Genomic DNA, 22,933 nt, shown 5'->3' with positions numbered 1-22,933 from the left:
AAAGCCCGCCGACCCGATCCGTTCAGGATCAGATTGGCGGGTTGTTTCTGCGGCTGTAACCGGGGCGCCCACCCCCGATTGCGGGCGGGCGACACCAGTGGCTACTGCTTGATCACCTTCAGGCTAACGGTTTGGGTGGCGGTACTTACCCGCAGCAGGTAGAGGCCCGGTGGCTGCTGGCCCATGGGCAGCGTTTCGCGCTGATCGTTCTGATCAACCGTTACCATACGTTCGCCAACGGGCTGGCCGGCCAGGTTGGTGAGCCGCAGTCGTACAGCCTGGCCCCGGGCGCCTTGTATCTGCACCACCAGCTCGCTGCCAACCGGATTAGGATAGACCGATGCGGCCAGGCGGGACGTTGCCTCGGCGCTCAGCCGGCTGTTGCTGTTGCACAAACTCAGCCAGTTGTAGCTGAACGTAACGTCGCCCGGTGTGCCGGCCTGTGCCGCTTTCAATGTAATGGTCGGATTGTCGGTGTACACCCGGAGAGTGTAGGGGCCGGGAGCCGTTGTTGGCGAAAGCTCGTTGACCACCGAGAACGTTACGGGTTGCCCGGTCAGGCCGGTATAAACGGGCGTGAACGTGAGCATCCGTTCGGAAGCAGTGACAGATGCGCAGGCAATCGTGTTGACGCTGGTGATGGTAAACGAGCCGGGTACAGGCGTGGGCGGTAGTACCGGACCACCACAGGTAGCCAGCCAGTTGAAGGCAAACGTGATGGGGCCAGGCGAGCCCGTCTGGGTAGCGCTGAGGGTAATAACCGGGTTGTCGGTATACAGGCGCAGGGTGTAGGGGCCGGCCTGGGTAGTGGGCAGCATCTCGTTCACAATCGAAAACGAAATCGGCTGGCCGTTCAGGCCGGTGTATTTGGGTAGGAGCGTAAGCTGCCGTTCGGAGTTGGAGAATACCTGACAACTGACCGTTTCAATACTGGCAAAGCCAAAGCCGCCGGGCGTGGGGGGCGTGCTGCTAATGATGATTGTGATTGACCCATTGGCGACCAGTGTACCCGGATCGGTAGCGGTCAGCAATACGTTGTAGGTGCCCGGCGTGGTGGGCAGCCCACTAAGGGTAGTGCCGCTGAACGTCAGGCCGGGGGGGAGGTCGGTTGCTGCATACGTAAGCATATCCCCGTTCGGATCGGTAAAGGCACCGGGGGGCAACGTGTAGCTGAAGGAAATACCCGTTGTACCATTTTGGGTGGGTAGCGGCCCGTTGAAGGCCGGGGGCTGGTTGGCGGGTGGGGTAGTGCCGATCACGAAAAGCAGCGTGCCGGTGGTGCTCAGCTGGCCGGGATCAGTAGCCGTGATTGTGACGTTGAAACTACCGCTGGCCGTTGGTATACCGCCGAAGGTGGCTCCATCGAACGTCAGGCCCGGTGGGAGCCCACTGGCCGAGTAGGTCAGCGCGTCGCCGTTGGCATCGGTAAAGGTGCCTGGCGGGAGCGAGTAGCTTAAGGAGACTCCCGTTGTGCCAGTCTGGTTGGGTAGCGGCCCGTTGAATACCGGGGCCTGGTTGGTCGGTGGCGGTGGGTTCACCGTTACCGACAGGGTATAGGTTTGCGTGGCGGCCGGTGTCCCATTGTCGGTCAGGGTAAACACAATGGGCGAGGTGCCCACATTGCAGGGGCTGCCGGTTGTGGCAACGGTGATGGTTGGATTGGGGGTGTCGTTGCCGTTGATGATAAACGACGAATTGCAGAGCGCACCCAGATCGACCGACACATGTACGTTTTGATTGGTTTCGGGCCCAGTCGCCTGCAACGGCAGGGTTGCTGTTTGGCCCTGATTCAGGCTGAGCGCGTTGTTGGCCGGTAAGCCGGAGAGGGTCGGGGCGAGGTTTCCGGCCGAACCCGACAGCCGGTAAGCAAAGCACTGCCCGTCGAGCCAGTCGATGCCCCCCGGCGATCCAAGCGAAGGGACGTTGGGGGGCTGGTTGCCATTGATGTTGAAACGGCCCGTCTGAATATAGTCGATTCCGTTGCCGCGGTTAATGCCAACAGTGGCCGGGGCTCCGCCGAAACCACCCGATCCGCCCGATGCACTACCCGTAGTCCATTGCATATCGCCATACGAGAAAAACACGTCGTTGCCCGAAAAACCCGGATCGGTGTTGGCTTTGATAACCAGCTGAAACGTATTTTTCTTGTCGGCCTGACTGGGGTAGTAACCGACAAAACTCCAGGTAACCACCAGGCGGTCCGGATACACTTTGTACCACACACTGCCACTGCTGGGGTTACGCGTGTCGACATCAGACCAGAAAGGGGCGACCATCGGGGTTGAGATAGGAAAACCCGTGGCCGTGTACTGACTGAGCGGGGCCGAGAAGGTGATATTCCCGTTGGTATTGATGTAAACGCTGTTGTAGACCGAGCCGAAAAGCGAAAAATCCCAGCCTAGTGCAATGGGCCCAATCGAGTTGTCATCCTGCCGGGGCAGCCGGGTCCAGCCTCCTCCCGCCGTGGTATCGTAGGGCTCGAAGCAAGCGGGCAGCGCCACCCGTGCCTGCGAGCGGGGCGCCACCGGACTGCCTGCTGTGGTTTGGGCTTGCTGCTTGCGGGCGTCATAGCCGGGGTCATTGTCAGACGGGTTCCAGTTGGCGGGCGTTTGCGCCATACCCGTAGCCAGGGCTATTAGCCACAAGGCCGGCATGACAAGCCTCCGGGACAGCTTCTGTAAGGCCGCTTTCAGGCCGTCTGTCGATCTGTCAAATAGTACTTTTTTCATGTGATAATTGAGTTGGTGTGGATAATTGGGAAACGCTCAAACCTACAGCCTTACCGGGTAGGAGCAGCCTGACGCCAGGTAAAATGTAGCTTTATCTTTATTGATCGGTGTATGTGATAATTAGTTTATATGTATCTGCTTATCAGTGATTTATATGATAAACTGGCTTTTTTTGGCGTGTTGGCAGCCGGCGTAACGTGTGGCGGGTTGGTACGTTTTCGGGTCGTTGGCAGCGGTATGGTCACTGTCCTGGGTGAGGTGTTAGGTGCCTGCCTGGCCTTCTTTTCTTTGGCTTGTTGATGGGATGATGAGATTTTAATAAGGTTTTTAAACAAAATGCATTTGTTTGAGTTGCTGCCGTTATCTTCACAAACCTGCCGTCAGGGTCTGGCTGGCTTGCCGTGTTGATTGCCGATGAATACTTCCTCTGCTGTGCGCCTGATGTTGTTGGTATGGATGGGTCTGGTGAGCATGTCGCTGCGGGCGCAGTCGCCGGCGCTGTCTCCCGACCAAACCCGGGCCGACCTCCGCTTTCTGAAGCGCAAACTCGACCTGCTCCACCCGGGTATGGGCTACTACACACCCCGCCCCCGCATGGAGCAGCTCTACGACTCGCTCTATAACCGGCTGACCGCGCCCATGCCGTACGAGCAGTTTTACCACCACGTCAGTCCGCTCATAACGGCTCTGAAAGACGGGCACACCAGCCTGAGCCACCGCCGGAATTACATGGGCAAAAACACCCGCTTTATTCCGTTCTACATTCGGCCGGTGGGCGATCAGTATTTTATCAGTCATAACGTATCGGCCGATAGCAGCCTCCAGCGCGGGGTAGAACTGCTTACCATCAACGGCCGTACCGTGGCCGGGCTGCACCACGAGCTGATGAATGCCGACCATTCGGGCTCCGACGGCGACAACCTGACGGGGCGCCGGCAGTGGAGTCTGGTGCAGTTTGCCGACTACTATGCCGCCTGGTATGGGTCGACCGATTCGATTCGGATTACCTACCGGACCCCTGCCGATTCGATTACCCGCACAGCCACGGTGGCCTGTCTGCTGCTGTCCGACTTTCGGCAGACCATGCAGCAGCGCTACGGGGCCGAGATCGACCGCCGGCCCAACCTCTCAGTACGGGTTGTTGACACGCTGACCCGAACGGCTGTACTGCGGGTGGCCTCCTTTGCCGATCCGGGGCGGAAGGGGCTGCTGCAGTGGGGCTTTAACCGCCGGCTCAAGCGGGCGTTTCGGACGCTGCACGATGCCGGGGTTCAGAATCTGATCGTGGATGTGCAGGGCAACGGGGGCGGTACGGTTGTCAACTCGGCCCGCCTGCTGCGCTACTGGATGCCCGGCCGGTTCTCGGTATTCGAGCAGGAAGAAATGAAACCAGCCGCCCGCACCGAACTGGTAGCGCGCTGGAATCCGTTGTCGGCGCTCAACTTCAGCCGGCAGTACCGCCGAACCACGGGGGGCGGCTTTGCGAGCCGGGCCGGGCGGTGGCGCTTCCGGCCCCGCCGGCACCTGGCCTTCCGCGGCAATCTGTATTTTCTGATGAACGGCGCGTCGTTTTCGGCCACTACGTCGGTGCTGGCCAAAACGCTCGACGCCGGCATGGGCACCTTCATCGGCGAAGCCAGTGGCAGTGCCTACTGGGGCGATTTTGCTGGTCATTTCAAAACCGTAGTGCTCCCCAACTCGCGGCTTCAGGTCCGGATTCCGCTTAAAAAGCTTACCCATGCCGTCGACCCCAACCGCGGCAATGGATTCACGGTTGAACCTGACTTTACCGTTACGCGTTCGTATAGTGACCTGCTTACCAATCGGGATTACGTACTCGACTACACCCTGCAGCTGATCCGGCAGGGCGTGGTGGCCCGGCAGCCGATGCGGGCTCGTCCGTTGCAGGCGTCGCGCTGATCGCGTATCTTGGTTGGGTGGTAGCCGGATGGACCGGTTCGCGGTTGCGCCCCCGGGTGTAGCCCACGCACAGAGCAGCCCTAAACGAGCGTTTCCGTAAAACCGGTTTTTTGTGTATTGTATCGTCGACGTTGAAACAACCGGGGGTATCAAAGGCCCCTCCCGGCTTACTGAAATAGCAATCTTTCGCCACGACGGCCAGCAGGTTGTCGATTCATTTCACACCTTGCTGAATCCGGAATGTCCCATTCCGCCCTTCATCCGGCACCTGACCGGCATTTCGGATGAGATGGTGGCCGATGCGCCCCTGTTTGCCGATGTAGCGCAGGAGGTGCTCCGGATTACCGAAGGGGCCGTTTTTGTGGCCCACAACGTAAGCTTCGATTTCGGCTTTATTCAGAAAGAACTTAACTGGCTTGGCTACGATTTTCTGCGCCGGACCCTCTGTACCGTGCGCACCAGCCGCAAACTGCTGCCCGGTTATCCGTCATACAGTCTGGGCAAGCTGTGTCAGTCGCTGTCGATTCCGCTCAACGGGAGGCACCGGGCACAGGGCGATGCTGCCGCTACGGTTCGACTGTTCGAGCTGTTACTGCGCAGCGATGCCAACGGCCTGATTCCGCGCCCCGACCTGGCGGCCACCCGCGACTGATTTCTCTGCCTTTCTGATCCTTACACCCTGTACTGCTGGCTCCCATGCGCATCTGTACCCTTACGCTTTTTGGCATTGCACTCATGCTCGATTCTCAGTCGGCCGCGGCTCAGGCCAACGCCCCCCTTCGCTACCCGGCTGCCCGCAAAACCACGCAGACCGACACCTACCACGGCACGGTAGTCGCCGACCCTTACCGCTGGCTCGAAGATGATCGCTCGGCCGAAACAGCGGCCTGGGTAGCCGCCGAAAACAACGTAACCGATAGCTACATGGCCCAGATTCCGTACCGCAAACAGTTGCAGGAGCGGATGGAGGCCATTTACAACTACCCCAAGTACTCGGCTCCGTTTCATCAGGGCACGGGCGACCAGGCCAGGTGGTACTATTTCTACAAGAACGATGGTCTGCAAAATCAGTCGGTGCTGTACCGGCAGGAGGGCCTGGCGGGCAAACCGGAAGTCGTTATCGACCCCAACCAGCTCTCGCCCGATGGGACCACCAAACTGGCCGTGTTTGCCCTGTCGCGCAGTGGGCAGCATGCCGTAGTTGGGCTGTCGAAAGGCGGTTCCGACTGGCTGCAGTATCGTATCCTGGATCTGACCACCCGGCAGTACCTGACCGAAACCATCGAATGGGTCAAGGTGTCGGGGGCGGCCTGGCAGGGTAATGGCTTCTACTATAGTCGGTACCCCAAGCCATCGGGCAGTGCGCTGGCGGCCAAAAACGAAAACCACCAGGTTTTTTACCACACGCTCAACACCCCCCAGTCGGCCGACCGGCTGGTGTACGAAGATGCCGCCAACAAGCAGCGGTTTCACACCCTGTCGACCACCGACGACGAGCGATTTGCCCTGCTGACCGTGAGTGATCGGGGCCAGGGGAAAGACGGCAACGCACTTTTTTTTCTGGACGCGCAGGCAGGCGACAAAACCTTCCGGCCGGTGGTATCGACAATTACGAACGACAAGTACAGTTTGATCGATAACGACGGCGACGCGCTGCTGCTGCTGACCAATGCCGAGGCCCCCAACAATCGGGTGGTGCGCTTCGATACGCGAACCAGTGCCGTCAAGACGCTGGTACCCGAGCGCCGGGAACCTATTGCCGAAGGCGGTGTCAGCACGGGTGGGCGCAGGCTGTTTATCGAATACACCAAAGACGTGGTGTCGCAGGTAGAGGTGTTCAGCTACGCCGGTGTCCATGAGCATACCGTCGCGCTGCCGGGTCTGGGCTCAGTTGGCGGCTTCAATGGCGAAGCCTCGGATACCTTCGTGTTTTACTCCTACACCTCGTTTACCAGCCCGCCGACGATCTACCGCTACGATATTGCTACGAACAAAAGCACGGTGTTTCGGGCGCCCGAGGTGCGGTTCAACCCCGCCGAATACGAAACCCGGCAGGTATTTTTCACGAGCAAAGACGGCACGAAGGTGCCCATGTTTCTGACCCACCGCAAGGGCCTCAAACTCGATGGCACCAATCCTACGCTGCTCTACGGCTACGGGGGCTTCAACGTGAGCCTGCCCCCGGGTTTCAACCCGCTCCGGATTCCGTTTCTCGAGCAGGGGGGAATCTACGTGCAGGCCAACCTGCGCGGGGGCAGTGAGTACGGCGACGCGTGGCACGAGCAGGGCATGAAGCTGAAAAAGCAGAACGTATTCGACGATTTCATTGCGGCTGCCGAATACCTGATTCGGGAGAAATACACGAGTCCTGCACGGCTGGCCATAATGGGGGGCTCCAATGGAGGGCTGCTGGTGGGTGCCGTGATGAACCAGCGCCCCGACCTGTTTCGGGTGGCCATTCCGCAGGTCGGTGTCATGGACATGCTGCGTTTCCACCGCTTCACCATCGGCTGGAACTGGATTGCCGACTATGGCAGCAGCGACAACCCCGATGAGTTCAAGGCGCTGTATGCTTATTCGCCCCTGCACAACCTGAAGCCGGGCGTAGCCTATCCGGCTACGCTGATCTCGACCGCCGACCACGACGATCGGGTTGTGCCGGCTCACTCGTTTAAGTATGCCGCCAGGCTGCAGGAGGTTTATAAAGGCAGCAACCCCGTGCTGATTCGGATAGAAACCAACTCGGGCCACGGGGCCAGCAATACCCGCAAAAACATCGAAGATTCGGCTGAGACCTACGCCTTTATACTCTGGAATATGGGTATCAAAACGCTGCGGTAGTGAGCCTGGTGCATGTATCCAGCTCTCTGTCAACGAGAAAGCCCCGTCCAATAAGTGGACGGGGCTTTCTCGTTGACAGGTATCGGAGCTCTATTAGAACTTGAATGTCACGCCTAGTTTAAGGGTTGCTAGGCTGGAGCCTAGTTCACCAAAAGCGCCAACATTGTTACTGAAGAAATAACGGGCACCTACGTGAATGGGTACGTAAGCTGTTGTGTATGAATCTGAGATCCCGACTGAGCGCAGATACGTACTACCGTAAGACAACCGGTAAAAGGACACGCCGATACCGGCGTAAACATCGAGGTTATCCTGCGAGATATTCAGCAGTTCGTTGAAGTGATATGATCCACGAACACCAACATCGAACGATGAAACGCCACTGCCATAGCTACGAAATCCGCCCAGTACACCTGCCGTAATGTTTTCGTAGACGCCTTGATCGTATGAAGCGTTGAGCGCTATACCACTACCCGAAAAGTAGCCGTAACCGCCTACACCAATACCAGCATTCAGAAACTTGCTACTCTTGTCGATCTTCATCTGAGCGAATGATTGCGTGCCCATCAACAGGGCCACCAGTAGCAGAAAAGCGTAATGAAATTTTTTCATAAGTAGTGAAATTGACGTGAAACTGATGGCAAGGTAAGCACCCCAGCGGAAAGGCGTCAACTTTACATACATAGGTCTTATTTATCGGTAGCATCCTGCGCGGCCGTCCCGTCGGGCAGGGGCCTGCCAGAAACAAGATTGGTCAGTGGTGGGGCAACCGGAGCAGGGCATTCTGCCAGGGCATCGGCGTCGGCACCAATGCAGACAAAGCCGCCGGGGCAACGACGAATCGAATCGAAAAATGAGCCTAGGCCCGGTCCAAAATGTGAAGTTGGTGCAATTGTTGTTAAAGTGGTCTCGGACAAACATTTGACCCATTCATCCAACATGATTACTGTAAATGCACCGCTGGTTTATGTCGTTGATCACGGTGGAACGTTATCCGACTATGCTCAGCGCGATCTGGTAGACAGCTATACCGATCCCGTTTTCTGCCATCTCGATAATGGGGCTGACTTACTGATCCGGCTGACGCATTGCCTGGACGGACGGTTGCCCGATCTGATTCTGATGGCTACCAACAATCCAATCCTGAATGGGTACGAAACGCTGCAGCTGCTTAAAAAAGACAATAACTTTCGGCATATCCCGGTACTGATGCTGGTAAATTCGAGCCAAGAGAAGGCCGAACGGCGCTGCTTCGAGCTCGGCTGCAACGGCCTGATCCGCAAACCCGGCAATTACCGGAATATGGTCAATGCCGCCCGGATGTTAAGTTTCGCAAACTGATAAAAACGAAAAGCCTATTCAAAACTTTACTGAAAATCAGTATTTTGTTGTTTGTACGGTGTAAAAACCCGTGGCAATCAGTTTGTCGACTGAGGTGGCCGGTACTATCCAGAACTGCAGCGCATCCTTGGTGAGCAGCCGCAGCTGACACTCCGACGAGTCGTTTTGCTCGATATAGCGGATGGCGTCGGCCGAATTGGTGAAGGATACCACGTCGGCTTGATTGTCCTGTGGCAAAATCCGGACAATCTGAAGGAGTGTCTGCCAGTTCCGCGCGTCGGCGGTAGGTAACAGCTGGGTCATCAGTATGAAAAATAGAGTCCGTGCAATGTTGTCGGTAAATGTAAACGACAGCCATGCGTAGCGGACTAAATTGTATGTAAAGGGTCAGGGAAACGTATGCGAAAGAGCTACTTTGGATGATGAATGGTGGGTAAGGCCGCAAATCAAATGCCAGTCTCTACTGCGCAACCATGTATTGCCACGAAAATATGAAAATAATAGCCTATGATCTATACTAATTCTATGGGAAAGATATATTTCTATTTTCTGGACAAAAAAAAGGCTACTGTTCGGTAGCCTTTTTTTTGTCCAGAACCGTTGACTAAACCGCCTGAGGTTTGAGTTTCTCTTTGAACACTTTCCGAAACTTGTCGAGCTTGGGGGCAACTACAAACGCACAATAACCCTGGTTCGGGTTTTTCAGAAAGTAATCCTGGTGGTAATCTTCGGCCCGGTAGAACGTTTCGGCCGGGCTGATTTCAGTGACGATCGGGTCGGCGTAAGCGCCGGCTTTATCGAGCTCGGCTTTGGCGGTCTCGGCCAGTTGCTTCTGCTCGTCGGAATGGTAGAAAATCACCGAGCGGTACTGCGTACCGACGTCGGCACCCTGCCGGTTGAGCGTGGTTGGGTCGTGGCTGCGGAAAAAGGCCTGCAACAAATCCTGATACGAAATCCGGGTTGGGTCGTAGGTGACCTCCACGCATTCGGCGTGGCCGGTGGTACCGGTGCATACTTCTTTGTAGGTCGGGTCGACCGTCTGGCCGCCTTCGTAGCCCGACACCGCCGAAATAACACCGTCGAGGGTATTGAACATGGCTTCCGTACACCAGAAGCAGCCCGTTCCGAATGTGGCTTTCGCCGTATTGCTGGTTGTGTTCATCGAATGTTTGTAAGCTTGTCTGGCCGGCGCTGGTACGGGCGTGGTCGTTGCGTCTGCCGCCCGTAACTATTGCCGCCGATTGTAGTTGTTAGCTACAGACTAAACACCACCTAATCGCGTAAAGTTTACGCCCACTGCCCGTGACTGATTTCGATACCAAGCGCTTTCGCTACGACGGCGATAAGCCACTCAAACTCAAAAAAGCACCCACAAAAGTCGACGATCTGTACGAAGACGACGCCCATTACGAAGCCCTGCTGCGGAGTCATGCGGCCGAGATCGACAAATGGCAGAGCCGCATGTTTGCCCACAACCGATATGGGTTTCTGGTTGTTTTTCAGGCCCTCGATGCGGCCGGGAAAGATGGAACGATTAAAAACGTGTTTACCGGCACCAACCCCGCCGGCGTGCAGGTGTATTCGTTCAAGCGTCCCACCGATCAGGAGCTCGATCACGATTTCCTGTGGCGCAGCTGGCGCGAACTGCCCGAACGGGGCCGTATCGGGATCTTCAATCGGTCTTACTACGAAGAGGTGCTGGTAACTAAAGTGCACCCCGAAATTCTGACCGAGAGCCAGCGCCTGCCGGAGAAACAAACCGACGACCTCGACAAACTCTTCAAACATCGTTACGAAGCCATCCGCGATATGGAAAAGTTTCTGCTCCACAACGGCTTCCCAACGATAAAGTTCTTCCTGAATGTCTCCAAGAAAGAGCAGGCCGACCGACTGATTGCCCGTATCGAATCGAAAGACAAAAACTGGAAGTTCGAAGAAGGCGATGTGAAGGAGCGGGAATTTTGGGACGAGTATCAGGACGCCTACGAAGCGTGCATCAACGAGACGGCAACCGACAAGGCGCCCTGGTACGTGATTCCGGCCGACGACAAGAAAAATATGCGGCTTCTGATTGGCCATATTCTGGTGGAAGAACTCCAGAAACTGCCCATTGAAGAACCCGAAGGCGATGACAAGCGGTTTGCCCAACTTAAAAAGCTGATTCCGATTATCCGGGCGCAGTAACCTTTTAGCAACGGTCTTCGGACTGGTTTTATGGCTTTCGACATAACCCCCTACCGTATCGACGGAAAACGCCCGTTCTCGATCGGGAAAACCCCGACCCGTATCGACCCGCTCTACACCACGCCCGACGACTGCAACGAGCAGCTCGATGCGCTGGGTGTCCGGATGGATCAGGCGCAGAACCGCATGCATGCCGATGAGAAATTTGGGCTTATTTCGGTGTTTCAGGCAATGGATGCTGCCGGCAAAGACAGTAGTATCCGGCGGGTGTTCAAAGGGGTGAACCCATCGCGGTTCAAGATGTCGGCTTTCAGCAAACCCGAGGAGGGCGATCTGAAGCACGATTTTCTGTGGCGTTTCTGGCAGGAATTACCCGCCCGCGGGTATATCGGTGTTTTCAACCGGTCGTACTACGAAGAAGTACTGACCCTGCGTGTGCATCCCGAGAAATTGCAGGATCAGTACATACCGGACTCACTGCTGCCCAAAAACGAGAAACTGCTCTGGAAGCAACGGTTCGGCGACATCATCCATTTTGAAGATTATCTGTTCCGCAACGGCTTTCCGATCATCAAGTTTTACCTGCACGTCGATCGGCAGGAGCAGGGGAAACGCCTGCTGGCCCGGCTCGACGATCCCGAAAAGCAGTGGAAACTAAGCGAAAATGATTTGAAAGAGCGGATGTTCTGGCCGCAGTATATGCAGGCCTACGAAGACATGATCAATGCCACGGCGACGGAGCAGAACCCGTGGTATGTGATTCCGAGCGATGACCGGCCCACGCAGCAACTCCTTATCGCCCACATCCTGACGCAGCGACTCGAAGCCCTGCCCACCGCTTTTCCGCTGACGGATGCCAAAACGGCGGCTAAACAGAAGAAAACAGTCCGCGATCAGGATAAACAGTAAAAGCTGGCATCGCTTACCCGGTTCAGCCTGCTGCATCGGATAAACGATGGGGCTTTTTTTACCTGACTGGCTTGAGGGTGTAGCCCTGCTGGCGCAGCAGACTGATGAGGCCGTCGGGTCCGGGCAGGTGGAGCGCCCCCACGGCCACGAAGGTGGGCCGCACGGTCATCAGCCCCGGCAGGCGTTGCATCCAGGTTCGGTTGCGGTCGTTGACCAGGTAAGCCATATCCCCATATTTATCTTCGTATTGCCGGCTCAGCGTTACCAGTCCGTCGAGGTTGCCGGCCAGATACAGATCGGTGAGTTGCCGGCCGGTTCCGCGCATCGTATCCTTCTCTTTCACCATCGTAACCAGATCGGTTGCCTGCTTTTCAACCGGATCGTGGTCGAACAGAAAAGCCATCTGCTGCTCCATCGTTTCGAGAGGTACCAGGGTTTTGTGGCGCCGGGTCGCTTCGGCGGCAAAAAACAGGTCGAGTGGCTGGCCGCTGAAACGGTGAAGTGTGTCAGACTCCTGCTCGGCATAGGCCAGACTCAGCGTAGTGGCCGCCATGATGGGTTTCATCAGGCTGAACATGGCCAGATCATACCCCGTGGTTTTCTTGAACTCGTTGGCTACCAGACTATAGTCGTCAGTGCTGATCAGTTGCTGCAGCGTTTTGCCGGGCATCAGGGCCCGAACGGCCATGTTGAGCATAGCGCTCGAGTCGACAGTGGTTTCGACGACGACGCCCTCAGCCCGCTCGAAGGCACCCCGAACAAGGGGCGCCTGTTGCAGGTAGCTGTCTTTCAGAATGTGATAGGTACCAAACAGATACGATGGTCGGGTGAGGCCGTTGCCCGAGACTTCCCAAAGCAGCGACTGAGCCCCAAGGCGGCCCGACAGAAGGAGTAAAAACAGCAGCAGATGACGCATGAGCAGGGGAGAAAAGCGTTTGTAAAGAAACCGTTTTTACGGCACAGGCCGTTTACCGTTTAACCGCCGAAATCAGGCCTTTGTCTAATTTAAACCAGGGGTAACGCCGGTCGACCTACTTTTGTGTTGGTATCGACCCGGGGCACATTGCTGGCCCCCTGTACCGTAACGAATACTACATACGTATGACTATCAGACGATTACTCTTCTGCTTCTGGGTGTTGGGGGCGCTGCTGGGTGTGTCTGGCGCGCAGGCTCAGGATAAATTAACGATCAGCGGCTATGTGAAAGATGCCGCTAATGGCGAGGGGCTGATTGGGGTTTCGGTTTATGTAAAGGAAACCGGATCGGGAGCCGTCACCAACAACTATGGATTCTACGCCGTCACCGTACCACCGGGCACCTACAACCTGATTATTACCTACGTAGGCTACCAGAAACAAACCCGAACCGTAACACTGGGCGGGCAGAACGTAAAGCTCGATCTGGAGTTGAGTGAAGAAGGCAAACAGCTGCAGGAAGTGGTGGTGTCGACAAAACGCGAGGACGACAACGTCAAGAACATCGAGATGAGCGTCAACCGCATCGACGTCAAAACGCTGCAGCGCATTCCGGCACTGCTGGGCGAGGTCGACGTGATCCGGAGCATTCAGCTGCTGCCGGGTGTGAGCACGGTCGGTGAAGGCGCCACTGGTTTCAACGTGCGGGGTGGCAGTATCGATCAGAACCTGGTGCTGCTCGACGAAGCACCCGTTTACAACTCGTCGCACCTGTTCGGATTTTTCTCGGTGTTCAACCCCGACGCCGTAAAAGATGTGAAACTCATCAAGGGCGGCATCCCGTCGAACTACGGCGGCCGGATTGCCTCGATTCTGGATGTACGGCTGAAAGAAGGTAACGCCAAGAAGCCCGAACTGAACGGCGGTATTGGCTTGATTTTCAGTCGGCTGTCGTACGAGCGGCCGCTGTTCAACGGCAAGGGCTCGTTTATCGTGGCGGCCCGCCGGTCGTATGCCGATATTCTGGCGCAGCCGTTCCTGAAAAACGACCTCAAAGGCTCCAAATTCTATTTCTACGATCTGACGGCTAAGGCTAATTACCGCATCAACGACCGCAACACGGTCTTTCTGTCGGGCTACCTGGGCCGCGATGTGTTCGGGGCTGACTTTGGCTTCAACTGGGGCAGCACCACGCTGTCGGCCCGCTGGAACCACGTCTTCAGCGACAAGCTGTTCCTGAACACCACCGCCTACTACAGCAACTACGATTACTCGCTCGACTCGGACCTGAAGCGGAAAGAAACGCAGGACTATTTCCGCACCAACTCGCGCATTGTCGATTACAGCATCAAACCCGATTTCACGCTGTTTCTGGGGCGCAGTACGCTGTCGTTTGGCGGGCAGAGCATCCTGCACGATTTCCAGCCCGGTACGGCAACGGCTGCCAGCGCGGGCAGTGTCCGGACGTTTGGGCTGCAGAGCAAATACGGTCTCGAGAACTCACTATACGTCGGCAACGAGCAGCAGCTGACACGCCGGCTGCAACTGCAGTATGGCCTGCGCTATTCACTGTTTACCTACATCGGTCCCGGTGAGGCTTATACGTTCAGCAACGACGGGGCGGTGGGGCAGCGCAAGGCCCTGACCGGTACGCAGATCTACGAACGGGGGAAACCCATCCAGACCTACGGCAACTGGGAACCCCGGTTCGCGGCCAAACTCGACCTCGATGCCAACAGCTCGCTCAAGGTAAGCTACAACCGGCTGGCGCAGTATATCCATCTGATTTCCAACACAACGGCCTCGACGCCCCTCGATATCTGGACCCCGTCGACCAATAACATCCGGCCGCAGCTGGCCGATCAGGTAGCGGCCGGGTACTTCCGCAACTTTGGCCTGTCGGCCACGCGGGGCAGTGAGTTCGAGGCTTCGGTAGAAGTGTATTACAAATGGCTGCAAAATCAGATCGATTACATCGACGGGGCAAGCCTGATTCTGAACAAATACCTCGAAGGTGATCTGCTCAGCGGCCGGGGCCGGGCCTACGGGGCCGAATTCTACCTGAAACGCAACCGCGGCACGGTAAATGGCTGGGTGAGTTATACTCTGGCCAAAACCGAACGGCAGGTCGATGGCATCAATAACAACAACTGGTATGCTACGCGCTTCGACAAGCGCCACACGCTTACCACGGTACTGCTGGTCGACCCACCCAATGCCAAACGGTGGAATTTCTCAGCCACCTTCACGCTGGCGAGCGGAACACCGGCAACGTTCCCAACGAGCCGGTTCGAGTACGACGGGGTAGTGCCCTACACGGTCAATGGCCGCAATAACTACCGCATTCCGGCCTACCACCGGCTCGATCTGGCGGCCACGCTGCAGGGCCGCAAACGGCAGGGCAAGCGCAAAGACGACAACTGGGTGTTTTCGGTCTACAACGTCTACGCCCGCAAAAACGCGTTCTCCGTATTCTTTCAGCCGAGCGAAACCAACGCCCGCGTGACCGAAGCCATCCGGTACTCGGTGTTCGCCACGGCCATCCCATCGGTAACCTACAACTTTAAATTCTGAGTTTGCGCTCCCGTTATACTATGCGTACACAAACTGGTTTTCCGGGCCGCGTCCTGCGGATCGGATCGCTGCTCATGCTGACCGGGCTGCTCCTGAGCAGCTGCGAAACGGTGATTGATGCCAACCTCGATACGGGCCCCACACTGCTCTCGGTCGATGCGACCCTAACCGATCTGCCCGGTCCTCAAACGATTCGCCTGAGTCTGACGGCCCCTTATTTCGACAGTCAGGTTACGCCGGCGGCTACCGGCGCCACCGTATCGGTTACCGATAATACCGGCCGCACCTACGCCTTTACCGACCCCGACAACGATGGCTACTACAGCTGGACGCCCGGCAGCCGCGATACGCTGGGGCGCGTTGGCCGTACCTATCAGCTCTCGATAGCCTACAAGGGCGAAACCTACCGGGCCAGTACGCAGATGAACCGCGTGCCGCCCATCGACTCGCTGGTGTTCCGCAAACAGCGGCTCAACCCGCTATCGAATACGGAAGGCTACCAGGCCGAATTCTATGCCCGCGATCTGGCCGGCGCGCCCGATTATTACCGCATCAAATACTATCGCAACGGTACGCTGCAGAATCGCCCGGCCGACCTCATTACATCGCAGGATGGTTCGTTTCGGGGCACGGCCGATACCGATGGGCTACAGTTTATCCGGCCTATCCGGCAATCGATCAACCCCGACAGTCTGTTCGCGCTGAACGATGTCGTGCGGGTCGAACTGCGGTCGGTATCGCCGGCTGGGTTCGAGTTTCTGCAGGCGGTGCGCACCCAGCTGACCAACGGCGGACTGTTTGCTACGCCCCCCGCCAGCCTGCCTACCAACGTGCTCAACACACGCTCGGCTGGTCCGGTGGCAACGGGCTATTTCATGGCATCGGCCATCCGGACACGCACGGCCACGGTAGCCGCCGAAAACATCCGGACGACGCCTTAACGCGGCTGTTTGGGAGCCGTGGTCGACCGGCGAAAACGGGCCAGCCCCTGCTGCACCGTGTCGCGCTCGACCACGACGACGATACCCAGAAACAACAGAAACAGGGCCAGGTGGAAGGGGATGGCTATCCAGAGATTAGCAATGGGAATCTGTAGCGAGGCCCAGATCAGGGTGCCTGCTCCGATGATATACCCCAGCGCCGACCCAACGTGGTAAGGCACTGGGTAGTACTTTTCGCCCAGCAGGTAACACACGGCGGTCATGACCACGCTCGACGCCAGAAAAGCCAGCGCACAACCCATGTAGCCCATGGTCGGGATGAGCAGCAGGTTGCCGACGATGGTAACGGCCAGTCCGATGACCGTGATAATGGTGCCGAAGCGGGTTTTGTCGCTTAGCTTGAACCAGAAGGCAATGTTGTAATAAACGCCCAGAAACAGATTGGCCAGCAGCAGAATCGGCACCACAGAAAGCCCCGTTCGGTAGAGGGGCGACCGCAGCATGAGCAGGCCTACCGCGTCGAGGTTCAGGCTGACCCCTACCCACAGCACCACACATACGATCACGAACCACTTGGTTACGCGGCCCAGTAGCTCGGGTGCCCCCTTGTCGTCGGCCTGGGCAAAGAAAAACGGATCGGCCGCGAACTTGAACGACTGAATGGCCAGCGCCATAAACACCGATAGCTTGTAGCAGTTGCCATAGATACCCACGGCATCGTCGGTGGTCAGGCCGGGATAGAAGCCTTCGGGCAGCCAGTGGGCCAGCACGATTCGGTCGGTCAGGGTATTGAGCAGCCCCGCCAGCGCCGTCAGCATGAGCGGAAACGAATAGACCAGCAACGCCCGAACGTCGGCCGCTTTCAGCTGGAACCGGAAATGGAACAGCGTTTTCCGGAGCTGGATAACGTACAGCAGGTTGGCCAGCAGGTTGGCCAGAAAAATATAGCCGGGGCCAATGGTGGGGTCGTAGACCAGGTCGATCAGCGGGCGCAGGCCGGTCAGGTACTTACCTGCGTCGATGTCGCGGCAGAACAGCAGAAAGAAAAAGTTGAGGCCAACCATCACCACCACGTTCACGATCTTGGCCGTGACAAATTCGCGGGCTTTGTTTTCGACCCGAAGCCGGGCAAACGGAATGGCCATGCTGGCATCGATGGCCACCAGCAGCGCTACCCACGTAATGGAGCGCTCCTGCCCCCGGTAGTCGAGCCAGGCGGCAATCTGGTGGCTGAAGAGCAGGATAAACAGCGTGCAGACCCCCGTAATGAGCAGCACCAGGCTTTGTGTGTTGTTATACGCTTCGTCGCGCTGACCGGCATTTTCGGGGCCTTTGGCGCGGGCAGCTCCGCGAAAAAAAGCCGTTTCGAGCCCAAACGTGTAGACCGCCAGCATCAGGGCTACGTAGGAGTAAAGCACCACGTTGGAAGAAAGCTCGCCGGGTCGGGTAAACACGGTAGTTTGAAGCGGTACCAGCGCAAAATTGATCATACGCGGTACAATCGTGCTCAGGCCGTACAGTGCCGTATCGCCGGCCAGTTTCTTAAAGGTACTCATGCAGGGGGGCGGACCACGAAGCCCGGCGGACAAAGTTAAGACCTTTGGCTATCTTTGCAGATACGTTGTACTGTACAGCATGTCTCGCAAAATCTCCTCCGCACTCATTTCGGTCTATTACAAAGACGGTCTTGAGCCCCTCGTTCGCCTGCTTCACGCCCACAATGTGACGCTCTATTCTACCGGCGGCACCCAAACGTTTATCGAAAAGCTCGGTATTCCCGTCACGGCCGTTGAAGACCTGACCGGTTACCCGTCGATTTTCGGTGGGCGGGTCAAAACGCTGCATCCGGCCGTAATGGGTGGTATTCTGTACCGGCGCGATGTGCCCGGCGATTTGGCTCAGGCCGAAGAGCACCGCATTCCGCCCATCGATCTGGCCGTGGTCGACCTCTATCCGTTTGAAGAAACGGTGGCGTCGGGCGCATCGGACGACGATATCATCGAGAAGATCGACATCGGCGGAATTTCGCTCATTCGGGCGGCTGCCAAGAATTACAACGACGTGCTGATCGTGTCGTCGCGGAGTCAGTACAGCGACGTGGTTGCGCTGCTGACCGCCAAAGACGGGGCTACCGATCTGGACGACCGGCGCGACTACGCCCGGAAAGCCTTTGGTGTAACATCGCACTACGATACGGCCATCCACGCTTACTTCGCCGGTCAGGCAGCCCCCGCTGCCGATGCCGCCGACGTGCATAACTTCCTGACACTGCCCGCCAGCCACCTGCGCTACGGCGAAAACCCGCACCAGCAGGCTACGTTCTTCGGCGATCTGGACGCGATGTTCGACAAGCTCCACGGTAAAGAACTGTCGTACAACAACCTGGTCGATGTGGATGCCTGCGTAGGCCTGATCGACGAGTTCGACAGTACGCCAGCCTTCGCCATTATCAAACACACCAACGCCTGCGGAGTGGCTACGGCGCCTACCAGCCGCGAAGCGTATCTGAACGCGCTGGCCTGCGACCCCGTGTCGGCCTTCGGTGGCGTGGTGATCACCAACGTACCCGTCGACCGCGAAACGGCTGAAGAACTGAATAAGCTGTTCATGGAGATTCTGATCGCGCCCGACTATGCGCCGGAAGCCCTTGAGCTGCTGAAATCGAAGAAAAACCGGATCCTGCTGAAGCGAAACCCGGTGGCCCTGCCTAAAGCGATGTTCAAAACTATTCTGAACGGCGTACTGGAGCAGGATAAGGACAGCCAGACCGAAACGGCCGACCAGTTTAAGGTGGTGACCACCAAGGCACCCACCGAAAGCGAAGTGCACGCGCTGGAATTTGCCCTGAAAGTGTGCAAACATACCAAGTCGAACACGATTGTGCTGGCCAAGGAAACCGAATCGGGTTATCCGCAGCTGCTGGCCAGCGGAGTGGGCCAGACCTCGCGCGTCGATGCGCTGCGGCAGGCCATCGAGAAAGCCCATGCGTTCGGCTTCGATCTGCAGGGATCGGTTATGGCGTCAGATGCGTTCTTCCCCTTCCCCGACTGCGTCGAGATTGCCGGGCAGGCCGGCGTAACGGCCGTGGTGCAGCCGGGTGGGTCGATCCGCGATCAGGACTCGATCGACTACTGCAATCAGCACGGGCTGGCCATGGTCACAACCGGCGTGCGTCACTTCAAACACTAGTCAGTTTACGGTTTTCAGGATCCAGTTTTCAGCGCGCCAGCGGAGGTATCTGTCGGGGGCTGGAAACTGGATTCCGAAGACGGGATACGTCTATGCGGCTGCTCTACACAATCTGGTGCGCGGGTTTCTTTCTGAGCCTTTACCTGTTGCTGTTCCCGATCCAGTTTATCTGTCTGCAGCGGGACGCCTGGAAACCGGCGGCTCACTGGATCAACCGGCTCTGGGGAAAGCTGTTTTTCACGCTGGCCGGTATGCCGGTGCGGGTCGAGTACCGATTCCGGCCCGAGCCACGCGGGGTCTACGTGTTTTGCGCCAATCACTTTTCGTACCTCGACATTGCTGCCATGGGGGTGGTGATCGACAATTATTACGCCTTCGTCGGCAAGAGTGAGGTGAAACATATTCCGCTGCTGGGGTATATGTTTGCCAAATTGCACGTGCAGGTCGACCGGAGCCAGCCCAACAGCCGGGCCTATTCGCTGGCCAAATCGATCCGGACGCTGGCGGGTGGTCGCAGCATCATGATTTTTCCGGAGGGCGGTATTGTAAGCAAAGAGCCGCCCCGGATGCGGCACCCGTTCAAAGAGGGTGCGTTTATCATGGCGGTGCAGCAGCAGGTGCCTATCGTGCCCATTACGCTGCTGACCAATTACCAGATTTTACCCGACGTACCGACGATTCGGCTGCACTGGCACCCCCTTCGGGCCGTCGTGCATCCGCCCATCGCCACCGCCGGCCTCACTGCGGACGATATTCCGGCCCTGCGCGAGCAGACTTACCAGATTATTCAGGACGAACTGCTAACCAATGCCGGTGCCTCCGGAACCCGGCCCAACCCGTAGAACCAACCATGAAAGTAGATCAGGAAACGCTGCAGAAACTAGCTCATCTGGCCCGCCTTGAGGTAAAACCCGGCGAAGAGGCCGGCCTGCTCGAGAGCCTTAACGACGTACTGAACTGGATGGAGCAGCTCAACGAAGTCGACACGACGGGTGTGGAACCGCTTACGCACATCTCGCTGGAAACCAACGTGCTGCGCGATGATGTGGTGGCCAACCAGCTCCCCCGCGACCGTGCGCTGGCCAACGCTCCCCAGCAGGACGGCCAGTTTTTCGAAGTGCCAAAGGTGCTGGAGTAGCTCTTGTGCGGTTGAGTGATTGAGTGGAAATCAGTTTGCCGGACAAGGTTGTCGCTCAACCGCTCATGGGCTCAATCACTAATCAGTTTCCGGATCGGTTCGGCTACGCGCTCGGGGTGGAAGACGAGGCTGAAATGGTCGCCGGGTACCTCCACGAAGGGTTCGTCGGGCGGAGCCACGATGTTGTCGTGCCGGGCGTGGATGCGCAGATCGGGTTGCACCGTCAGCGGGGCAACGGGCGCAAACAGCGTTTGTTGCTGCTGAAAAATGTAGGGCCGGCTCAGCCCCGCCGTACCATCGACCAGCCGCCCGTATAGCTCAGCCGATTCAGCAAAGCGATACTGCTTCTTGAAAAAACGCGTGAGCGTACGGCTCTGCGTCAGGCCCGTATCGAGCAGAAACTTAAGTAACCGCAGGTTCTGGGTTGGAAACCGGATTTTGCGCTGATCGGTCCAGGTGGCGAGCTGCACCACGCGGGCGCCCGTCAGCTCCTTGATGTTGATGGCTACCCAGCCCCCCATCGAATGCCCAATCACCACGTCGGCACTGGTAATGGCATACTGCTCGGCCAGGTAGCGCGCCAGGTCGCGGGCGCTGAACCGACCCGCTGGCTGCCAGCGCGCGAACTCATCGACCAGGTTGAGCCGGACCACCGGATTGGGTGGCAGTAGCGGGATGAGCTGATCGAAGATGGTAGCGTCTTCAACGTATCCGTGAATAAACAGCAGCCGGGGCATAGGCTTTTTTTACGCCAATATCGGCGTAATTACCTTACCCGCCACATCGGTCAGCCGGAATGGTCGTCCCTGAAACTGATAGGTCAGTTTGGTATGATCGAAGCCCAGCAGGTGCAGAATTGTGGCCTGCAGGTCGTGCACATGCGTCTTGTCGGTAACGCCGTAGTAGCCGATGTCGTCGGTTGCGCCGTGGGTATAGCCAGCTTTCACGCCCCCACCGGCCAGCCAGACCGTAAACGCGTCGAGATGGTGGTCGCGGCCCATAAACGGCAGGGTCTGGCCATCGCGGTTTTCCTGCATGGGCGTTCGCCCGAATTCGCCCCCCCATACCACCAGCGTTTCGTCGAGCAGCCCGCGCTGCTTCAGGTCGGTCAGCAGCGCGGCTACGGGCCGGTCGGTTTCGCGGCATTTGGTTTTCAGGCCAATGTCGATCGAACCGTCGGCACTCGTGCCGTGGGTATCCCAGCCCCAGTCGAACAACTGTACGAAACGCACCCCCCGCTCGACCAGCCGCCGGGCCAGGAGGCAGTTGCGGGCAAACGACCCCCGGGCCGGATCGACTCCGTAGCTATCGAGCACGTAGGCCGGCTCGCTTTTTATATCCATGGCGTCGGGTACCGACAGCTGCATCCGAAACGCCAGTTCGTACTGAGCAATGCGGGTCAGAATCTCCGGGTCGTTGACGTCGGCGTACTGCTGGCGGTTGAGTTCGGTAATGGCCTCGATCGTTTGCTGCCGGATGTTACGGCTCATGCCGGCCGGGTCAGAGGCATACAGTACCGGGTCGCCATCAGTTCGGCACTGCACCCCCTGGTACACGCTTGGCAGAAAGCCGCTGCCCCAGATCGACTTACCCGCGTCGGGCTGCTTGCCACCCGAGGCCAGTACCACAAAGCCGGGGAGATTGTCGTTTTCGGTACCCAGCCCATAGGTCACCCACGAGCCCAGGCTGGGCCGGCCCAGCCGCGCATTGCCCGTATGCATGAGCAACTGCGCGGGTGCGTGGTTGAACTGATCGGTGTGCATGGCCTTCAGAAACGAGATGTCGTCGACGGCGCCCTGCAGATGGGGCAGGTAGTCGGAAACCCAGGCCCCCGATTGCCCGTGCTGCGCAAATTTGCCCTGCGGCCCCAGCATTTTCGGCGTCCCCCGGATAAAAGCAAATTTTTTCCCCGTCAACAGCGCCTGCGGGCAGTCTTTGCCATTGTATTTGACCAGCTCCGGCTTGTAGTCGAACAGTTCGAGCTGACTGGGCGAACCGGCCATGTGGATGTAAATCACCTGTTTGGCTTTGGCGATGCGGGGCGAGGGCCGCGCGGCCGTAGGGTCGGCGGGTGGGCCGGGTGCTGTGGCTGGCGGTTGCCCCGCCCGGTCGAAAAAGCCGCAGCCGCCCAGCAGCGAGCTAAGCGCCATGGCGCCCAGTCCGGTGGAACAGGTGTGCAGAAAATGCCGGCGCGTGGCCTGCCGGGCCGCCGTCTGGTGAAGTTCGTTGAGCAGGTTGTTCATGATGATGGC

General features: G+C 57.9%; 19 protein-coding genes. 11 read left to right on the top strand and 8 right to left on the bottom strand.

Annotated elements, in window-relative coordinates; translation table 11 throughout:
- Positions 1-101: 101 nt before the first annotated feature.
- The gene (locus ACYVAC_RS07310) at positions 102-2,618 is read right to left on the bottom strand and encodes a nidogen-like domain-containing protein (RefSeq protein WP_461096943.1); all 2,517 of its coding nucleotides are present in this window, start codon (positions 2,616-2,618) and stop codon (positions 102-104) included.
- Between the two features lie 525 nt (positions 2,619-3,143).
- On the opposite strand from ACYVAC_RS07310, the gene ACYVAC_RS07305 reads away from it, so the two are divergent.
- The 3 genes from ACYVAC_RS07305 to ACYVAC_RS07295 all read left to right on the top strand — a co-directional run bounded on the left by ACYVAC_RS07305 (position 3,144) and on the right by ACYVAC_RS07295 (position 7,490).
- Positions 3,144-4,649 (top strand): S41 family peptidase, encoded by a 1,506-nt coding sequence (locus ACYVAC_RS07305; RefSeq protein WP_461096942.1) that lies wholly within the window; start codon positions 3,144-3,146, stop codon positions 4,647-4,649.
- Positions 4,650-4,761: 112 nt separating this feature from the next.
- On the top strand, positions 4,762-5,301 hold the full coding sequence (locus ACYVAC_RS07300) for a 3'-5' exonuclease (protein WP_461096941.1): 540 nt from the start codon (positions 4,762-4,764) through the stop codon (positions 5,299-5,301).
- Positions 5,302-5,384: 83 nt separating this feature from the next.
- Complete coding sequence (locus ACYVAC_RS07295; protein ID WP_461097011.1) at positions 5,385-7,490, top strand: prolyl oligopeptidase family serine peptidase; 2,106 nt, start codon at positions 5,385-5,387, stop codon at positions 7,488-7,490.
- 93 nt (positions 7,491-7,583) lie between these two features.
- On the opposite strand, the gene ACYVAC_RS07290 is transcribed toward ACYVAC_RS07295, so the two are convergent.
- Complete coding sequence (locus ACYVAC_RS07290; protein WP_461096940.1) at positions 7,584-8,102, bottom strand: hypothetical protein; 519 nt, start codon at positions 8,100-8,102, stop codon at positions 7,584-7,586.
- Positions 8,103-8,300: 198 nt separating this feature from the next.
- Between ACYVAC_RS07290 and ACYVAC_RS07285 the strand changes: the two genes are divergently transcribed.
- Positions 8,301-8,831 carry a response regulator gene (locus ACYVAC_RS07285; RefSeq protein WP_461096939.1) on the top strand — a complete coding sequence of 177 codons (531 nt, stop codon included), beginning with the start codon at positions 8,301-8,303 and terminating at the stop codon, positions 8,829-8,831.
- Positions 8,832-8,867: 36 nt separating this feature from the next.
- Here ACYVAC_RS07285 and ACYVAC_RS07280 read toward each other — a convergent pair whose 3' ends face one another.
- Together ACYVAC_RS07280 and msrA are read right to left on the bottom strand one after the other, a co-directional pair.
- Positions 8,868-9,134, bottom strand: coding sequence for a hypothetical protein (locus ACYVAC_RS07280; RefSeq protein WP_461096938.1), 267 nt, complete (start codon positions 9,132-9,134; stop codon positions 8,868-8,870).
- 301 nt (positions 9,135-9,435) lie between these two features.
- Positions 9,436-9,993, bottom strand: a complete 558-nt coding sequence (gene msrA, locus ACYVAC_RS07275) for a peptide-methionine (S)-S-oxide reductase MsrA (RefSeq protein WP_461096937.1) — start codon at positions 9,991-9,993, stop codon at positions 9,436-9,438.
- A gap of 140 nt (positions 9,994-10,133) precedes the next feature.
- Here msrA and ACYVAC_RS07270 point away from each other — a divergent pair, with 140 nt between their 5' ends.
- Entirely contained in the window at positions 10,134-11,015 is an 882-nt protein-coding gene (locus ACYVAC_RS07270; protein ID WP_461096936.1) for a PPK2 family polyphosphate kinase, read from the top strand.
- Positions 11,016-11,045: 30 nt separating this feature from the next.
- Positions 11,046-11,924 carry a PPK2 family polyphosphate kinase gene (locus tag ACYVAC_RS07265; RefSeq protein WP_461096935.1) on the top strand — a complete coding sequence of 293 codons (879 nt, stop codon included), beginning with the start codon at positions 11,046-11,048 and terminating at the stop codon, positions 11,922-11,924.
- Between the two features lie 58 nt (positions 11,925-11,982).
- Here ACYVAC_RS07265 and ACYVAC_RS07260 read toward each other — a convergent pair whose 3' ends face one another.
- Entirely contained in the window at positions 11,983-12,840 is an 858-nt protein-coding gene (locus ACYVAC_RS07260; RefSeq protein WP_461096934.1) for a TraB/GumN family protein, read from the bottom strand.
- 185 nt (positions 12,841-13,025) lie between these two features.
- Between ACYVAC_RS07260 and ACYVAC_RS07255 the strand changes: the two genes are divergently transcribed.
- Both ACYVAC_RS07255 and ACYVAC_RS07250 read left to right on the top strand, forming a co-directional pair.
- On the top strand, positions 13,026-15,413 hold the full coding sequence (locus tag ACYVAC_RS07255; protein WP_461096933.1) for a TonB-dependent receptor: 2,388 nt from the start codon (positions 13,026-13,028) through the stop codon (positions 15,411-15,413).
- Between the two features lie 20 nt (positions 15,414-15,433).
- Positions 15,434-16,354 (top strand): DUF4249 domain-containing protein, encoded by a 921-nt coding sequence (locus tag ACYVAC_RS07250; RefSeq protein WP_461096932.1) that lies wholly within the window; start codon positions 15,434-15,436, stop codon positions 16,352-16,354.
- Here ACYVAC_RS07250 and ACYVAC_RS07245 read toward each other — a convergent pair.
- Positions 16,351-17,910, bottom strand: coding sequence for a lipopolysaccharide biosynthesis protein (locus ACYVAC_RS07245; RefSeq protein WP_461096931.1), 1,560 nt, complete (start codon positions 17,908-17,910; stop codon positions 16,351-16,353). The genes ACYVAC_RS07250 and ACYVAC_RS07245 overlap by 4 nt on opposite strands.
- Positions 17,911-17,989: 79 nt before the next feature.
- Between ACYVAC_RS07245 and purH the strand changes: the two genes are divergently transcribed.
- From purH to gatC, 3 genes are all read left to right on the top strand, one after another.
- Positions 17,990-19,543 (top strand): bifunctional phosphoribosylaminoimidazolecarboxamide formyltransferase/IMP cyclohydrolase, encoded by a 1,554-nt coding sequence (gene purH, locus ACYVAC_RS07240; protein WP_461096930.1) that lies wholly within the window; start codon positions 17,990-17,992, stop codon positions 19,541-19,543.
- 92 nt (positions 19,544-19,635) lie between these two features.
- Positions 19,636-20,385 (top strand): lysophospholipid acyltransferase family protein, encoded by a 750-nt coding sequence (locus ACYVAC_RS07235; protein WP_461096929.1) that lies wholly within the window; start codon positions 19,636-19,638, stop codon positions 20,383-20,385.
- A gap of 8 nt (positions 20,386-20,393) precedes the next feature.
- A complete protein-coding gene (gatC, locus tag ACYVAC_RS07230) occupies positions 20,394-20,681 on the top strand; it encodes an Asp-tRNA(Asn)/Glu-tRNA(Gln) amidotransferase subunit GatC (RefSeq protein ID WP_461096928.1) in 288 nt (95 codons plus the stop codon).
- 71 nt (positions 20,682-20,752) lie between these two features.
- Here the strand turns inward: gatC and ACYVAC_RS07225 are convergent, their stop codons facing one another.
- Positions 20,753-21,418 (bottom strand): alpha/beta fold hydrolase, encoded by a 666-nt coding sequence (locus ACYVAC_RS07225; RefSeq protein WP_461096927.1) that lies wholly within the window; start codon positions 21,416-21,418, stop codon positions 20,753-20,755.
- 9 nt (positions 21,419-21,427) lie between these two features.
- The gene (locus ACYVAC_RS07220) at positions 21,428-22,924 is read right to left on the bottom strand and encodes a DUF1501 domain-containing protein (RefSeq protein WP_461096926.1); all 1,497 of its coding nucleotides are present in this window, start codon (positions 22,922-22,924) and stop codon (positions 21,428-21,430) included.
- Positions 22,925-22,933: the final 9 nt, after the last annotated feature.

The sequence above is a fragment of the Spirosoma luteolum genome (genome assembly GCF_054778875.1).
The sequence above is the reverse complement of the archived record's forward strand: the minus strand, read 5'-3'. Positions and strand labels throughout refer to the sequence as shown.

Excerpts from the sequence above, each read along its gene's own strand:
- ACYVAC_RS07245 (WP_461096931.1), bottom strand. The coding sequence starts at position 17,910 with ATGAGTACCTTTAAGAAACTGGCCGGCGATACGGCACTGTACGGCCTG.
- ACYVAC_RS07220 (WP_461096926.1), bottom strand. The coding sequence starts at position 22,924 with ATGAACAACCTGCTCAACGAACTTCACCAGACGGCGGCCCGGCAGGCC.
- purH (WP_461096930.1), top strand. The coding sequence starts at position 17,990 with ATGTCTCGCAAAATCTCCTCCGCACTCATTTCGGTCTATTACAAAGAC.
- ACYVAC_RS07280 (WP_461096938.1), bottom strand. The coding sequence starts at position 9,134 with ATGACCCAGCTGTTACCTACCGCCGACGCGCGGAACTGGCAGACACTC.
- ACYVAC_RS07260 (WP_461096934.1), bottom strand. The coding sequence starts at position 12,840 with ATGCGTCATCTGCTGCTGTTTTTACTCCTTCTGTCGGGCCGCCTTGGG.
- ACYVAC_RS07255 (WP_461096933.1), top strand. The coding sequence starts at position 13,026 with ATGACTATCAGACGATTACTCTTCTGCTTCTGGGTGTTGGGGGCGCTG.
- ACYVAC_RS07285 (WP_461096939.1), top strand. The coding sequence starts at position 8,301 with ATGCAGACAAAGCCGCCGGGGCAACGACGAATCGAATCGAAAAATGAG.
- ACYVAC_RS07250 (WP_461096932.1), top strand. The coding sequence starts at position 15,434 with ATGCGTACACAAACTGGTTTTCCGGGCCGCGTCCTGCGGATCGGATCG.
- ACYVAC_RS07235 (WP_461096929.1), top strand. The coding sequence starts at position 19,636 with ATGCGGCTGCTCTACACAATCTGGTGCGCGGGTTTCTTTCTGAGCCTT.
- ACYVAC_RS07295 (WP_461097011.1), top strand. The coding sequence starts at position 5,385 with ATGCTCGATTCTCAGTCGGCCGCGGCTCAGGCCAACGCCCCCCTTCGC.
- gatC (WP_461096928.1), top strand. The coding sequence starts at position 20,394 with ATGAAAGTAGATCAGGAAACGCTGCAGAAACTAGCTCATCTGGCCCGC.
- ACYVAC_RS07305 (WP_461096942.1), top strand. The coding sequence starts at position 3,144 with ATGAATACTTCCTCTGCTGTGCGCCTGATGTTGTTGGTATGGATGGGT.
- ACYVAC_RS07265 (WP_461096935.1), top strand. The coding sequence starts at position 11,046 with ATGGCTTTCGACATAACCCCCTACCGTATCGACGGAAAACGCCCGTTC.
- ACYVAC_RS07225 (WP_461096927.1), bottom strand. The coding sequence starts at position 21,418 with ATGCCCCGGCTGCTGTTTATTCACGGATACGTTGAAGACGCTACCATC.
- ACYVAC_RS07310 (WP_461096943.1), bottom strand. The coding sequence starts at position 2,618 with ATGGCGCAAACGCCCGCCAACTGGAACCCGTCTGACAATGACCCCGGC.
- ACYVAC_RS07290 (WP_461096940.1), bottom strand. The coding sequence starts at position 8,102 with ATGAAAAAATTTCATTACGCTTTTCTGCTACTGGTGGCCCTGTTGATG.
- msrA (WP_461096937.1), bottom strand. The coding sequence starts at position 9,993 with ATGAACACAACCAGCAATACGGCGAAAGCCACATTCGGAACGGGCTGC.